This window comes from Streptomyces sp. NBC_01298 (genome assembly GCF_035978755.1).
Classification (GTDB): Bacteria; Actinomycetota; Actinomycetes; order Streptomycetales; family Streptomycetaceae; genus Streptomyces.
In genome coordinates, this window is record NZ_CP108414.1 from 4,285,384 (window position 1) to 4,299,901 (window position 14,518).

Consider the following 14,518-nt stretch of genomic DNA (forward strand, 5'->3'; position numbering starts at 1 on the left):
CCGGCAGGCCGTACCACCCGTTCCCCGGCCTCGCCCCGCCCGCGCCGCGGGCGCACGTGGGTCGCCCTGCCGCCTCGGGCACCCGCACCCCGCGTCCCGCGTCGTGGCATCGCGTCCGGCCGGATTCCCCGAAGGACTCCAGGCGATGACCGCTGCCCTGCTCACCCGCCCGACCAGCGCCCCCACCCGCCGCACCGCCGGACCCGACGAGGGCGTCACGCTCCTCGCGCTGGCCGCCCGTGACGGCGACCCCGTCGCGGTGGACCGGTTCGTCCGCGCCCTGCACCACGACGTGCGCCGCTACGTGGCCTACCTCAGCGCGGACCCGCAGTCCGCCGATGACCTGACCCAGGAGACCTTCCTGCGCGCCCTCGGCAGCCTCCACCGCTTCGAGGGCCGCTCCTCCGCCCGCACCTGGCTGCTCTCCATCGCGCGGCGCACCGTGGTGGACAGCCTGCGCCACAAGGCGGCCCGCCCCAAGATCGCCGACAGAGACGACTGGCAGACCGCGGCCGAGCAGAGCCAGCCCCGCGGCGTACCCGGCTTCGAGGACGGCGTCGCGCTCGCGGAGCTCCTGGCGGCGATCCCGACCGAACGCCGCGAGGTCTTCGTCCTCACCCAGCTCATGGGCCTGCCGTACGCGGAGGCGGCGCTCATGCTCGGCTGTCCGATAGGCACCGTCCGCTCGCGCGTGGCGCGGGCCCGCTCGTCCCTGATCGACCTGCTGGAGGACACGGACCCCGCCAGGGCCTGACCGGCCCGGGACGCACCCGGAACGCACACGGACGGGGCAGGACCGCGGTCGCGCGGTCCGGTCCCGTCCGTGTGGGGTGGAGGAGAGTCCTCAGGTCAGGAGCTTCTCCTTGGCCTTGTCGAACTCCTCCTGGGTCAGGTGGCCCTTCTCCTTGAGGGAGGACAGCTTCGCGAGTTCCTCCGCGGGGCTGCTGCGGGGGCCCGCGGCCTTCTGGACGTAGTCCTGGAAAGCCTGTTCCTGCGCCTTCGCCTGCTTCACGTCCCGCTGCGACATGCTGCGGCCGCGGACGATGAGGTAGATGAGGACGCCGATGTAGGGCAGCAGGAGCACCAGGATCAGCCAGCCGGCCTTGCCCCAGCCGTGCAGCTCGTGGTCCCTGAAGATGTCAGTGATCACCTTGAACAGCAGGAAGAACCACATGACCCACAGGAAGAGCCAGAGCATGGTCCAGAACAGGTTGAGCAGTGGATAGTCGTCCACGCGTCACTCCGATCACATAAGGGACAGATCAATTCATACCGTCTGATTGAGTGATCCGCACGCGGAGTAGCCGGTCCGACGCGACCGCGGGACCATGAACCCATGGAGGAGCGCCCCCTCACCGGGATCAGCTCCCCGGGCCGGATCGCCGCCCCCGGGGAGGGCATCGGCCAGGACGAGCTGGCGCTCGCCGCGCGCAACCACGGGCTCCCTCTGGAGGCCATGCGGTACGAGGTCACCCCGGCCGGGCTGCACTACGTGCTCGTGCACTACGACATCCCCGACACCGGCACCGGCACCGAGGACGAAGCCGACCCGGATTCCGGCGGCTGGCGCCTCACCGTGCGCGGCCGCCTCCGGACCCCCCTGGAGCTGGGGCTGCGCGATCTGCGGAGCCTGCCCTCCGTGACCCGCCGGGTCACCATGGAGTGCGCCGGCAACGGGCGGGCCCGGCTGTCCCCGCGGCCGGTCAGTCAGCCCTGGCTGGTGGAGGCGGTGGGGACGGCCGACTGGACGGGGGTGCCGCTGCGCGCGGTGCTCGCGGAGGCCGGGGTGGCTCCGGACGCCGTGGAGGCGGTGTTCACGGGCGCGGACCACGGGCTGGAGCGGGGCGTCGAGCAGGACTACCGGCGCAGCCTGCCGCTGCCCGTCGGCGAGGACGTGCTGCTCGCCCACACGATGAACGGCGGGCCCCTGCCGCCCCAGCACGGGCATCCGCTGCGGCTGGTCGTCCCGGGCTGGTACGGGATGGCCCACGTGAAGTGGCTGCGCGACATCGAGCTCGTCGACACGGCCTTCGGCGGCTACCAGCAGGCCACCGCCTACCGGTTCAGGCAGGACGCGGAGGAGCCCGGCGAGCCCGTCACCCGGATCGCCCCGCGCGCCCTGCTGATCCCGCCGGGATTCCCCGACTTCATGTCCCGCACCCGGGTGGTGCGCCCCGGCCCGGTGCGGCTGGCCGGGCGCGCCTGGTCGGGGTACGGGCCCGTCGTGCGCGTGGAGTTGAGCACCGACGGGGGCGGCGGCTGGGCCGACGCCGAGGTGCTGCCGCAGGGCGGGCACCCGTACGCCTGGCAGGGCTGGCACGCCGACTGGACCGCGGTCGCGGGCAGTCACACCCTCCTGGTCCGCGCCACCGACGCCTCGGGGCGCACACAGCCGGTGCAACAGCCGTGGAACCGCGGGGGCTTCGGGAACAACCAGGTGCAGGCCGTCTCCGTCGTGTGCCACTGACCCCTGTCGGCCAACCTCGTCGGCCAACCCCTTGCCACACCCCTGCCCTTCCCTCGAAACTGACACATCGTCAGATCTTTGTGAGGGAACGAGGAAGGGAACCGAGGATGCAGACCATCTGGCTCGGCGGGCCCGAATGGGTCGCCGTTCTGCGGATCGGGCTCGGGCTGTGGTGGCTGGAGAGCTGGCGGCACAAGGACAAGAAGGACTGGTTCGGCGGAGGCGGCATCCGCTGGGCGGCCGGCGTCGCCGAGAAGCACCGCTGGGGGTTCGTCACGCGCGGCTTCGACATCGTCGTCAAGCCCTACCCGCGCTTCATGGCCTACCTCGTCGCCTACGCCGAACTGGCCCTCGGCCTGGGCCTGATCGTCGGGTTCCTGACCCCGATAGCCCTGCTCGCCGGGCTGCTGCTCAACCTGGTCTACCTGATCCTGATGATCCACGACTGGGGCGAGCAGGGGCAGAACCTGATGATGGCCCTGATCTCCGGAGTCGCCTTCTTCGCGATGGGCTGGCAGGTCTGGTCCCTGGACAACGCCCTGGGGCTCTTCTAGACGGATAGACGGGTAGCCGGGTAGCGGGATAGCCGGGTAGACCGCTAGACGGCCCGGCCGCGCCGGTCCAGCGGGTTCGCCGCGATGCGCTCCTTCGCGCCGCTCGCCACGTAGGCCGCCGCCGCGCACTGCGGCTTGCGCGCGGCCTGGTCGCTGACCAGCGCGAAGAAGGCGTCGCCGAAGCCGAGGCGCGGGTACTCGGTGAGCAGCGCGGACGTGAAGACGGGGTCGGCGTCCAGGACGCCGACCCCGGAGACGTCCGCGGTCGTACCGATCTGGAGCAGGTGGCTCTCCACGTCCTCGGCGGCCGTGACGTCCTCGCGCATGTGCCGCACGATGATCTCCTCGGCGCGCGCCCGCCGCTCCGCGGGCCAGCCCAGCCCGGCCGTCAGCACGCGCGCGACGTGGCCGCCCGCCTCCTCGAAGGGCAGGGTGTGGCTGTCGAAGGGCGCGGTCAGCCCGAGGTCGTGCACCAGCGCGCTGACGTAGAAGAGCTCCCGGTCGTACGACAGCCCGTGCCGGTCCGCGTGCTCGGCCCCGAAGGCGTACGAGCGGACGGAGTGGTTCAGCAGCGCCGCGTCCGTGTACTCGGAGGCGACCTCCAGCGCGGCGCGGGCCGACGGAGTGTCAAGAGTCCATGTCACATAGGTCATGGACGCTCACAGTAGGCGGACGCGGAAGTCCACCTCCGAGGGGCCCTCCTCTCCCGGCCAGGCCAGCAGCCGGGCCGGAGCCGCCGGGGTCTCCGCGAGGACGGTGCCGCGCGAGACCACGTAGCGCGGGCGGACCTGGCGGCGGACGGCCTCGGTAGGCGATTCGGCGGGCAGCAGCACGAAGGAGGCCGGGTTGCCCTGGCGGACCCCGTACTCCGAGGGCGACAGGCCCAGCACGCGCGCCGCGCGCTCGGTCACCATCTCGAAGGCCACCGGGATCTCGTCCGCTCCCGTGAGCTGGGCGGCGTAGATCCCGACGAGGGCGGTCTGGAGCGGGTTCCCGGTGCCGAGCGCGTTCCAGGGGTCCATCACGTCGTCGTGGCCGAAGGCCACGTTGACCCCGGCCGCCAGCATCTCCTTGACCTGGGTGAGGCCGCGCCGCTTGGGGTAGGCGTCGAAGCGGCCCTGGAGGTTGAGGTTGGCGAAGGGGTTCGAGACGAGGTTGATCCCGGAGCGGGACAGCAGCCGCTGGAGTTTGAAGCTGTAGGCGCCGCCGTAGGAGCCCATGGCCGTCGTGTGCGAGGCGGTGACGTGCCCGCGCAGCCCCGAGCGCAGGGCGTGCGCGGCAAGTACCTCCACGAAACGGGACTGCTCGTCGTCGATCTCGTCGCAGTGCGCGTCCACGCGCAGCCCCTGCTCCTCGGCCAGCCGGAAGGCGACGGCCAGCGAGGCCACCCCGTCCTCGCGGGTGTCCTCGAAGTGCGGGATCGCTCCGACCACGTCGGCCCCGCGCCGGACGGCCTCGCGCAGCAGCTTCTCGCCGCCGGGGAAGGAGACGATGCCCTCCTGCGGGAAGGCGACGATCTGCAGGGTCATCACGTCCCGGACCCGGTCGCGCACCTCCAGCAGCGCGTCGAGCGCGGTCAGCTCCGGGTCGGTGACGTCGCAGTGGGTGCGCACGTGCAGGACGCCCTGCGCCGCCTGCCAGCGCAGCACCTCGGTGGCCCGCGCGATCACGTCCTCGCGGGTCAGGGTCTTCTTGCGCTCGCTCCAGCAGGCGATGCCCTCCCAGAGGGTCCCGGAGACGTTGGGGCGCGGATCTCCGGCCGTCAGGGCCGTGTCGAGGTGGATGTGCGGCTCGACGAAGGGCGCGCTGAGCAGCCCGCCGTGCGCCTCGATCAGCACCCCCGTCGCCGGGGGCTCCTTCTGGTCGTCGTACGGGAGCACGCGCGCGATCCGCCCGTCCTCCGCGACCTCGACGTCGTGCAGGCCTTCGCTGTGCAGCAGCCGGGCGCCCCGGACGATCATCCGCATCGCGTCAGCCTACGGCTCTCAACCCCGCTTGGCCTGGGCCTTCTGCTGCATGCCCCGGGTCTTCGCGGCGACCGAGTGCACATCGCGGACGGCGGCCTTGGCGCGCGCCTCGGCCGCGGTGTTCTTCGCCATCGCACGCTCTGAATCCTGGTGGGCCGGCTTGCCGGTACGCGCCTTCTTCGCCATGACCGCCACTCCTCTACGCAGGTTCGCACGGCTCTACGCAGCCTCGTACGCGGGATCGCGTACGCACACCACCCTGCGCCCGTTCGGCCCCGTCGGCATCTCGGGGGACGGGCCCCGGCCGATCCGGTTACATGGGGTGCATGACTGACGCCAGCGCCGACACCGCCGCCACCACCGACGCCATGCCCGACTGGGAGAAGCGCTTCCGGGCCCCGCGCGTGGGACTGCCCGAATGGGCCGAGGACGCGCCCGACCGCTCGCTCTTCGTCTCCAACGCCACCGGGACCTACGAGCTCTACACCTGGGACCGCGCCACCGGCGCCCAGCGGCAGGCCACCGACCGGCCGAACGGGACCACCGACGGCACCCTCTCCCCCGACGGCGCCTGGGTCTGGTGGTTCTCCGACACCGACGGCGACGAGTTCGGCACCTGGGTCCGCCAGCCCTTCGCGGGCGGCCCCGACGAGCCGGCCACCCCCGGGCTGGAGGCCTCGTACCCGGCCGGGCTGGCCATCGGGCGGGACGGGACGGCCGTCGTGGGGCGCTCCACCGACGAGGACGGGACCACGATCCACGTGGTGCGGCCCGACGGGACGGAGCCGTGCGTGGTCTACCGGCACCGCGAGTCGGCCGGCGTCGGCGACCTGTCCCGGGACGGGACCCTGCTCGCCGTCGAGCACACCGAGCACGGCGACGCGATGCACTCGGCCCTGCGCGTGATCACCCTGGACGGCGCCACCGTCGCCGAGCTCGACGACTCCAAGGGCGGCACGGAGGAGCTGGGCCTCACCGTGCTCGGCTTCGCGCCCGTCGCCGGAGACACCCGGCTGCTGATCGGCCACCAGCGGCGCGGCAGGTGGGAGCCGATGGTGTGGGACGTGGCCGCGGGCACCGAGGAGGGGCTGGCCGTCGACCTGCCGGGCGACGTGGGCGCCGAGTGGTACCCCGACGGGTCCGCGCTGCTGATCGAGCACGAGTACGAGGCGCGCAGCGAGCTGCTGCGCTACGACCTGGCCGCACGGGAGCTCGTACGGCTGGACACGCCGCCGGGGACCGTGTCGGGGGCGACGGCGCGGCCCGACGGGTCCGTGGAGTACCAGTGGTCCTCCGCGGCCGAACCCTCCGTCATCCGGTCGACCGCGGGCGGGGTCGTGCTCGACCCTCCCGGTTTCCGGCCGCCGGGCTCCGTGCGGGTCGAGGACGTGTGGGTCGAGGGCCCCGGCGGGCGGATCCACGCCCTCGCCCAGCGCCCCGAAGGCCACGGCGACGGGCCCTTCCCCACCGTCTTCGAGATCCACGGCGGGCCCACCTGGCACGACAGCGACGCCTTCGCCGCGACCCCGGCGGCCTGGCTCGACCACGGTTTCGCCGTCGTCCGGGTCAACTACCGCGGCTCGACCGGCTACGGACGCGAGTGGACCGACGCCCTCAAGCACCGGGTCGGCCTGATCGAGCTGGAGGACGTCGAAGCCGTACGGGAATGGGCGGTGGGCTCCGGCCTCGCGGACCCGGCGCGCCTGGTGCTGTCCGGCGGTTCCTGGGGCGGCTACCTGACCCTGCTGGGCCTGGGCACCCACCCGGACGCCTGGGCGGTGGGGCTGGCGGCCGTCCCGGTCGCCGACTACGTGACGGCGTACCACGACGAGATGGAGGCGCTGAAGTCCCTGGACCGCACCCTCTTCGGCGGTACCCCGGAGGAGGTCCCGGAGCGCTTCGAGGCCTCCTCGCCGCTGACGTACGTGGACGCGGTGAAGGCGCCCGTGCACATCGCGGCGGGCCTCAACGACCCGCGCTGCCCCATCAAGCAGATCGAGAACTACGTGGACCGGCTGGCGGCGCGCGGGGCCGCGCACGAGGTGTACCGCTACGACGCCGGGCACGGCTCGCTCGTCGTGGAGGAGCGGATCAAGCAGGTCCGGATGGAGATCGACTTCGCGCTGAAGCACCTGCCGAGATAGGCCCGCGGCCCGGCCGGCGACGGCCCCCGCGGCAGCCCCGGCACCGGTGATCCGGTGCACCCCCCGTACGGTGGTGGGGTGCACCGGTTTCTCCTGACCCCGCGCTGGTGGGGGATCAACGTCTTCGTCGCGCTCGGCGTTCCCTTCTGTCTGTTCATGGGGACCTGGCAGCTCGGCCGGTTCGAGGACCGCGTCGACACCCACAAGGAGGCGACCAGCGCACGCCCCGCCGACCAGGCGGCCGCGCCGCTGGAATCGCTGCTCCCGGTGGACAAGCGGACCTCGGGACGGCTCGCCTCGGTCTCCGGGGAGTACGCCGACCAGCTCCTCGTCCCCGAGCGGCGGCTCGACGGGAAGTCCGGCTTCTACGTCCTGACCCTGCTCAAGACCGACACCGGCAAGGCCGTACCCGTGGTCCGTGGCTGGCTGCCCGGCAGCGCCGACGCGGGCCGGGCCCCGGCCCCGCCCGCCGGCCGCGTCGAGGTGACGGGCGCGCTCCAGGCCTCGGAGAACTCCACCAGCAAGGGCGTCTACTCCTCGGGCGGACTGCCGGCCGGGCAGCTCGGTGTCATCGGGGCCGCCTCGCTCGTCAACATCGTGCCGTACGGCCTGTACGACGCCTGGCTGACCGTGCAGACGCCCGCCGACGGGATGACTCCCGTACCGGCGCAGGCTCCGGCCAACACCGGGCTGGACCTGAAGGCCTTCCAGAACCTCGGCTACACCGGCGAATGGTTCGTCTTCGCCGCGTTCGTGCTCTTCATGTGGTTCCGGCTGTACCGGCGCGAGGTGGAGACCCTGCGCGACGCGGAGGCGGGCCTCGTCGAGGAGACCCCGGCGGAACGGGCCCCGACGGAGCCGGCCCCGGCCGGGGCGGGCTCGGCGTAATCGAGGGGTCCGGGGCCCGGTCCGGGCCCCGTCACGGGTCTACCCGAGCAGGTCTGCCCGAGCAGGTCTGCCCGAGCAGGTCTGCCTGAGCAGGTCTAACTGAGCGGGATGACGCCCGTCCGGTACACCGTTCCGCCGCACGCCTCGGCGATGGTCGTCTGCGTCCTCGGACCGTCGGTCCCCAGCGTGTTGGGCGTGTGCGTCACCACGGCACCGAGCGGCGGGGTCTCCGCCTGGACCTGGCCCGTGTCGGTGCCCGTCCCGGCGTCCGGGGCGGCCCCGGTGCCCTCGCCCGACGCGTTGTCCCCCTCGCCGCTCGCACCGGGACAGCCGCCCTCCGGCGGCACCCACGCGAAGCGGACCTCGTACGAGGCGTTCGGCGGGAGCACCAGCTTCAGGGTCTCCACCGACGGGTCGGGCAGCAGCCCGGTCGCCGGGTCGCCCGTGACGTGGTTGACGACCGTGACCCCGGCTCCGCCCTCGCTCGCCGGGCCGGCCGTCAGGCTCTCCGGACCGCGGACGGTGCAGCCCTTCGAGGACACGTTGGTGACCCTGAAGCTTCCGTAGATCTTGCCGCCGGCCGACGGGGCCCGGGTACTGGCCGCCACCCCGACCTGGCTCTCGGAGCAGAAGGGCGCGTCCGAGGACGCGGGCGGGGGCAGCACGCCGCCCCCGACACTGCCGGTGGAGCCGCTTCCGGGGGTCGCGCGGGGCGGGGTGACCTCCGAGCCGCCGGTGCTCGGGAAACCGCCGGGCGGGGTGGGCGACGCGCTGGCGCCGTTCTCCTCGTCCTTGTCCTTCTTGTCCTTGTCCTTGTCCCGGTCCTTGTCGGAGGACCTCTTGGGCTTCGGACGGGCGGAGCCGTTCTGGTGCAGCCCGGACCCGTCCTTCGCGTTGTCGCCCGTCTGGCCGTGCCCCGCCGTGACGGAACGACTGGAGTCCCCGCCCGCCCCGGAGGTCATGTACAGGCCCACCGGCACCGAGCCGCCCAACACCACCACGGCCGCCGCCGCGGCGACGAGGATCCTGTGGTTGCGGACCCGGCGCGCGGGGACCGCGTGCCGCAGGCGGTCCAGCGCGTCGCCGGAGGGCTCGATCCCACCGACGACCCCGTGCAGCAGAACGCGCAGCGCGTCCTCCTCGTCCAAGGGCTCCGAGTCCGCCGTGTCCGCCGCGTCCGCCGCGTCCGGAGTCTTCGCCGAGGTCGGCTTGCCGAACACGAGCTCCCGCAGTGCCTCCGGGCCCCCGGAGGCGGATCCGCCGGACTGGCCGGGCAGCTCCCGGGCTTCGCCGTCGTTCGTCTTGCGGTCCTCACTCATGACTGCGCAGCCTCCATCGCCACCCGCAGCGCGGCAATGCCCCGCGATCCGTACGCCTTGACCGAACCGAGCGATATGCCGAGGACCTCGGCGACCTGGCTTTCCGTCATGTCGGAGAAGTAGCGCAAGGAGAGCACCTCGCGCTGGCGTCGCTGGAGCCCGCGCATCGCCTTGATGAGATCTTCCCGTTCCAGCAGGTCGTACGCGCCTTCCTCGGCGCTCGCCATGTCCGGCATCGGCTTCGACAGAAGCTTCAGGCCGAGGATGCGGCGGCGCAGGGCGGAGCGCGAAAGGTTGACGACGGTCTGGCGCAGGTAGGCCAGGGTCTTGTCCCGGTCCCGGACCTTCTTGCGGGCCGAGTGGACGCGGATGAAGGCCTCCTGGACGACGTCCTCGCAGGAGGCGGTGTCGTCGAGGAGCAGCGCGGCGAGGCCCAGGAGCGAGCGGTAGTGGGCCTGGTAGGTCTCGGTGAGGTGGTCGACGGTGGTCCCCTGGACCACCTCGGCCGGCTTGTCCACCGCGACCGGCTCGGCCACCGCGGCCTGCTCGACCGGCTCAACCGCCTCAGCCGGCTCGACCGGCTTCGTGCTCCCGATGTCCTCCGCGCTGTCGCGCGGCCCGGGCACGCGGCCGTCCTTGGCCGGTCCGGGCGTGCGGACGCCGGGCGCGGGCGCGGCGGGCACCCCGGGCAGCGGGGGAGCTCCGGGCGCCGTCGCGGCGGGCGGAACGGGAACGATCACCGGGAACCCACCGGGCGTACGGGATCGCCGACGCGGCGGGACGGGGATCGTCCCGGTGCGCGCCGCAAGGACGGGGTGTTCGAGCAATGCTTCTGCCACGCCAGTTGGACTCGCGTGCCCCCGGCAGGGTTGTACGCGCACGGCAGATTCGTCGGCGGGATTCTCATCGTCTTCTTGCGTAGCCGCACACCCGGACGCGCGTCGTCGTACGACGACGGCCGTCGGGCCATCACCTCGATCAAGGTATTAACGATGATCCTACAAAGTGAAGGAGCTAAAACCAGCCGCGATCAGCTCCGCATTTTGTGTGGCATTCAGCGCAGCACCCTGGCGGAGGTTGTCCGCGCAGACGAAGAACTCCAGGGCGCGCGGGTCGTCGAGCGAGCGCCTTACTCGCCCCACCCAGGCCGGATCCGTACCCGCGGCGTCCGAAGGCGTCGGGAACTCCCCCGCGGCCGGGTCGTCCACGAGGACCACCCCGGGCGCCGATTCCAGGATCTCCCGGGCGTGCACCGCCTCGACGACGCTCTCGAACCGGGCCCGTACGGTCAGCGAGTGGCCGGTCAGTACCGGTACCTGTACGCAGGTCACGGACACCGGAAGCTCCGCCAGTTCCAGGATCCGGCGCACTTGCGCCCGTACGGCCAGCTCGTGCGAGGACCAGCCGTCCTCGCGCAGCTCACCGGACCACGGCAGCACGTTGAGCGCGAGCGGACCCGCGAAGGGACCGGTCTCCTCGCCCACGGCCCGGCGCACGTCCCCGGGAAGCTCCCCCAGGGAGCTGCCGGCGACGAGGGACAGCTGGCGGCGCAGCGCCTCGGAGCCGGCCCGGCCGGCCGCGCTCGCGGCCTGGTAGGTGGAGACGGCCAGCTCGGCCAGCGCGTACTCGGCGTGCAGCGCGCCCAGGGCCGCGATCATCGCCGCGGTCACGCAGTCGGGCCCGGCGACGATCCCGCGCGGCCGGATCCGGGCCGCGTGGCCGTTCACCTCGGGCACCACCAGCGGTACCTCGGGGTCCTCGCGGAAGGCCGCGGACTGGTCCACCACGACGGTTCCGCGCGCGGTGACGACGGGGGCCCACCGGGCCGAGACCTCGGCCGGGGTCAGGAAGACCGCGATGTCGCCCGCCCCGAGGCCGTCGAAGGCGTCTTCGGTGAGGGCGAGCACCTCGGTCTCCGTACCGCGCACGGTCAGCCTGCGGCCGGCCGAGCGCGCGGAGGCGATCAGGCGTACGTCGCCCCAGACGTCGGCCCGCTGGGACAGCATCTGGAGCAGGACGGTGCCGACGGCTCCGGTCGCCCCGACCACGGCGAGTGCCGGAGCCGGGGCGGACCGGGCCGCGGACGGGTTCAACGTCCCGTGCCGCCGTAGACGACGGCTTCGTCGCCGCTGTCGTTGTCGAGTCCGAAGGCCGTGTGCACGGCGCGGACGGCCTCGTTGACGTCGTCCTGGCGGGTCACGACCGAGATGCGGATCTCCGAGGTGGAGATGAGCTCGATGTTGACGCCCGCGTCGGACAGCGCCTGGAAGAACGAGGCGGTGACGCCGGGGTTGGTCTTCATGCCCGCGCCGACCAGGGAGATCTTGCCGATCTGGTCGTCGTAGCGCAGGGACTCGAAGCCGATGGTGCCCTTCGCCTTCTCCAGGGCGTCGATGGCCTTGTGGCCCTCGGCCTTGGGGAGGGTGAAGGAGATGTCCGTCAGACCCGTGGAGGCGGCGGACACGTTCTGCACGATCATGTCGATGTTGATCTCGGCGTCCGCGATGGCGCGGAAGATGGCCGCGGCCTCACCCGGCTTGTCCGGGACGCCGACGACCGTGATCTTGGCTTCGGAGACGTCGTGAGCGACTCCGGAGATGATGGCGTGCTCCACCGGCTCGTCCCCTTGCGGATTCTCGTTGCTGACCCAGGTGCCCGGCAGTCCCGAGAAGGACGAGCGGACGTGGATCGGGATGTTGTAGCGGCGCGCGTACTCGACGCAGCGGTGCAGCAGCACCTTGGAGCCGGAGGCCGCGAGCTCCAGCATGTCCTCGGAGTTGATCCAGTCGATCTTCCGGGCCTTCTTCACGACGCGGGGGTCCGCGGTGAAGACGCCGTCGACATCGGTGTAGATCTCGCAGACCTCGGCGTCCAGCGCCGCGGCGAGCGCGACGGCGGTCGTGTCCGAGCCGCCCCGGCCGAGGGTGGTGATGTCCTTGCTGTCCGCCGACACACCTTGGAAGCCGGCGACGATGGCGATGTTGCCCTCGTCCAGCGCGGTGCGGATACGGCCCGGCGTGACATCGATGATGCGCGCTTTGTTGTGGACCGAGTCGGTGATGACGCCTGCCTGGCTGCCGGTGAACGACTGGGCCTCGTGGCCCAGGTTTTTGATCGCCATGGCCAGCAGGGCCATGGAGATCCGCTCTCCCGCGGTCAGCAGCATGTCGAATTCGCGCCCGGCAGGCATCGGGGACACCTGCTCGGCGAGATCGATCAGCTCATCCGTCGTGTCGCCCATCGCGGAAACCACGACGACCACTTGGTGGCCGTTCTTCTTGGCATCCACGATCCGCTTGGCAACACGCTTGATGCCTTCGGCATCGGCTACGGAGGAGCCTCCGTACTTCTGCACGACAAGGCCCACGTGCGCTCCTCGCTCAGTCCGTCTCATTGCTGGTGCAGTCTAACTAGCGGCCGCAATACGACCGCTTCGTACCACATCATGAGACGAAAAGATCAGCAGACGGGTTCCCCCGCCGACGTGTTTTCCGGGATGTCGCGCTCGGGGACGTCACCGCCGGCCGAGTTGGCCGAGCTCCTCCGCCATGACCTGACCGGCCTGCTCGGCGAGCTCGTCCTCCGCCAGGTCCTCGTCCGTGTCCAGCCCGTCCAGGGCGGCCAGCGGCTGGTCGAGGCGGACGTGCGCGATCAGTGACTGGAGGGCGCGCAGCGTGGCCGACGCCGTCGGGCCCCAGTTGGTGAAGTACGAGAACTGCCACCACCACAGCGCCTCGGTGATCCGGCCCGCCTGGTGGTGGATGAGGCCGTGGCGCAGGTCGGCGACCACGTCGGCCAGGTCGTCGGAGATCCGGTGCGGGACCGGGGCCTTGCGCGGCTCGTAGGGGTCGAAGACCTCCGAGTAGACGTCGACCGGCTCCAGCATCACGGAGAACCGCTCGCGCAGGTCCTCGACGTCCGGCTCCGGGCCCAGGTCGGGCTCGTAGCGCTCGTCGGGCAGGACGTCCTGGTACGCGCCCAGCCGGCCGCCCGCCAGCAGCAGCTGGGACACCTCCAGGAGGAGGAAGGGCACGGCGCTGTCCGGGTCCTCGCCCTTGGCCACCTCGGTGACCGCGACGATGAAGGACTCGATCTGGTCCGCGATCGAAGCCGCGAAGTCGTCCGGATCCAGTCCCAGGGCGTGCAGCGTTGCGTCAGACATCGAGAAGTCGCCTTCCTTCAAAGGCCCGCCCCAGCGTGACCTCGTCCGCGTACTCCAGATCTCCCCCGACGGGGAGCCCGCTGGCCAGGCGGGTGACCTTGAGGCCCATGGGCTTCATCATGCGGGCGAGGTAGGTGGCGGTCGCCTCGCCCTCCAGGTTCGGGTCGGTCGCGATGATCAGCTCGGTGACCGAGCCGTCCGCGAGCCGCGCCAGCAGCTCCCGGATGCGCAGATCGTCCGGTCCGACGCCCTCGATCGGGCTGATCGCGCCGCCGAGGACGTGGTACCGCCCCCGGAATTCGCGGGTCCGCTCGATCGCGACGACGTCCTTCGACTCCTCGACCACACAGATGACCGTGAGATCGCGGCGCGGATCGCGGCAGATGTTGCACCGCTCCTCCTGCGCCACGTTCCCGCACACCGCGCAGAACCGGACCTTGTCCTTGACCTCCAGCAGCGCGTGCGCGAGGCGGCGGACATCGGTGGGCTCGGCCTGCAGGATGTGGAAGGCGATCCGCTGCGCGCTCTTGGGCCCGACGCCGGGCAGCCTGCCCAGTTCGTCGATCAGGTCCTGGACCACGCCTTCGTACAACGGACTGCCTTCTTTCGGTTCTGAGGACTGCTGGTGGGGAGTAGGGAAAGCGGGACGGGTCCTAGAACGGCAGGCCTGGGATACCGCTGCCGCCGCCCAGACCCTGCGCCAGCGGGCCCAGCTTCTGCTGCTGGAGCGCCTGCGCATTCTCGTTGGCCGCCTGGACCGCCGCGACCACCAGGTCCGCGAGCGTCTCGGTGTCCTCGGGGTCCACGGCCTTCGGGTCGATCACCAGCGCGCGCAGTTCACCGGAACCGTTGACGGTCGCCTTCACCAGGCCGCCGCCGGCCTGGCCCTCGACCTCGGTGCGCGCCAGCTCGTCCTGCGCCACGGCGAGGTCCTGCTGCATCTTCTGGGCCTGCTGGAGCAGCTGCTGCATGTCGGGCATGCCACCACCGGGAATCACAGGTCACTCACTCCGTAGC

16 protein-coding genes are annotated in these 14,518 nt (G+C 71.9%); 5 read left to right on the plus strand and 11 right to left on the minus strand.

The genetic code is table 11. The features are described from left to right. The first annotated feature begins 145 nt into the window (after positions 1-145). A complete protein-coding gene (locus OG730_RS19310) occupies positions 146-754 on the plus strand; it encodes a sigma-70 family RNA polymerase sigma factor (RefSeq protein ID WP_327305394.1) in 609 nt (202 codons plus the stop codon). A 90-nt stretch (positions 755-844) separates the two neighbouring features. Here the strand turns inward: OG730_RS19310 and OG730_RS19315 are convergent, their stop codons facing one another. Beyond that, a complete protein-coding gene (locus OG730_RS19315; protein WP_327305395.1) occupies positions 845-1,234 on the minus strand; it encodes an SHOCT domain-containing protein in 390 nt (129 codons plus the stop codon). Between the two features lie 102 nt (positions 1,235-1,336). Here OG730_RS19315 and OG730_RS19320 point away from each other — a divergent pair, with 102 nt between their 5' ends. Beyond that, a complete protein-coding gene (locus tag OG730_RS19320) occupies positions 1,337-2,467 on the plus strand; it encodes a sulfite oxidase (protein ID WP_327305396.1) in 1,131 nt (376 codons plus the stop codon). A gap of 107 nt (positions 2,468-2,574) precedes the next feature. Beyond that, positions 2,575-3,021 (plus strand): DoxX family membrane protein, encoded by a 447-nt coding sequence (locus OG730_RS19325; protein WP_250744887.1) that lies wholly within the window; start codon positions 2,575-2,577, stop codon positions 3,019-3,021. Positions 3,022-3,065: 44 nt separating this feature from the next. Here the strand turns inward: OG730_RS19325 and OG730_RS19330 are convergent, their stop codons facing one another. Genes OG730_RS19330 through OG730_RS19340 form a run of 3 tightly spaced genes read right to left on the minus strand, consistent with a single transcriptional unit; the run spans position 3,066 to position 5,174 of the window. After that, complete coding sequence (locus OG730_RS19330; RefSeq protein WP_327305397.1) at positions 3,066-3,674, minus strand: HD domain-containing protein; 609 nt, start codon at positions 3,672-3,674, stop codon at positions 3,066-3,068. A gap of 6 nt (positions 3,675-3,680) precedes the next feature. Further along, positions 3,681-4,988, minus strand: a complete 1,308-nt coding sequence (codA, locus tag OG730_RS19335; RefSeq protein ID WP_327305398.1) for a cytosine deaminase — start codon at positions 4,986-4,988, stop codon at positions 3,681-3,683. Between the two features lie 18 nt (positions 4,989-5,006). Continuing rightward, entirely contained in the window at positions 5,007-5,174 is a 168-nt protein-coding gene (locus OG730_RS19340) for a hypothetical protein (protein ID WP_327305399.1), read from the minus strand. A gap of 140 nt (positions 5,175-5,314) precedes the next feature. Here OG730_RS19340 and OG730_RS19345 point away from each other — a divergent pair, with 140 nt between their 5' ends. Further along, positions 5,315-7,132 carry a S9 family peptidase gene (locus tag OG730_RS19345; protein ID WP_327305400.1) on the plus strand — a complete coding sequence of 606 codons (1,818 nt, stop codon included), beginning with the start codon at positions 5,315-5,317 and terminating at the stop codon, positions 7,130-7,132. A gap of 78 nt (positions 7,133-7,210) precedes the next feature. Next, complete coding sequence (locus OG730_RS19350) at positions 7,211-8,020, plus strand: SURF1 family protein (protein WP_327305401.1); 810 nt, start codon at positions 7,211-7,213, stop codon at positions 8,018-8,020. 95 nt (positions 8,021-8,115) lie between these two features. Here OG730_RS19350 and OG730_RS19355 read toward each other — a convergent pair whose 3' ends face one another. The 7 genes from OG730_RS19355 to OG730_RS19385 form a co-directional block, all read right to left on the minus strand. After that, entirely contained in the window at positions 8,116-9,339 is a 1,224-nt protein-coding gene (locus OG730_RS19355) for a hypothetical protein (protein WP_327305402.1), read from the minus strand. Beyond that, positions 9,336-10,079, minus strand: a complete 744-nt coding sequence (locus OG730_RS19360; RefSeq protein ID WP_442814959.1) for a SigE family RNA polymerase sigma factor — start codon at positions 10,077-10,079, stop codon at positions 9,336-9,338. The genes OG730_RS19355 and OG730_RS19360 overlap by 4 nt, the downstream gene beginning before the upstream one ends. A 258-nt stretch (positions 10,080-10,337) precedes the next feature. Next, positions 10,338-11,432, minus strand: a complete 1,095-nt coding sequence (locus tag OG730_RS19365; protein ID WP_327305403.1) for an aspartate-semialdehyde dehydrogenase — start codon at positions 11,430-11,432, stop codon at positions 10,338-10,340. Next, positions 11,429-12,706, minus strand: coding sequence for an aspartate kinase (locus tag OG730_RS19370; protein ID WP_327305404.1), 1,278 nt, complete (start codon positions 12,704-12,706; stop codon positions 11,429-11,431). Before OG730_RS19370 ends, OG730_RS19365 begins: the two co-directional genes overlap by 4 nt. A gap of 147 nt (positions 12,707-12,853) precedes the next feature. Beyond that, the gene (locus tag OG730_RS19375; protein ID WP_327305405.1) at positions 12,854-13,501 is read right to left on the minus strand and encodes a DUF5063 domain-containing protein; all 648 of its coding nucleotides are present in this window, start codon (positions 13,499-13,501) and stop codon (positions 12,854-12,856) included. Next, on the minus strand, positions 13,494-14,093 hold the full coding sequence (recR, locus tag OG730_RS19380; RefSeq protein WP_243330636.1) for a recombination mediator RecR: 600 nt from the start codon (positions 14,091-14,093) through the stop codon (positions 13,494-13,496). Before recR ends, OG730_RS19375 begins: the two co-directional genes overlap by 8 nt. A 61-nt stretch (positions 14,094-14,154) precedes the next feature. Beyond that, complete coding sequence (locus OG730_RS19385; protein WP_327305406.1) at positions 14,155-14,499, minus strand: YbaB/EbfC family nucleoid-associated protein; 345 nt, start codon at positions 14,497-14,499, stop codon at positions 14,155-14,157. Between the last annotated feature and the right edge of the window lie 19 nt (positions 14,500-14,518).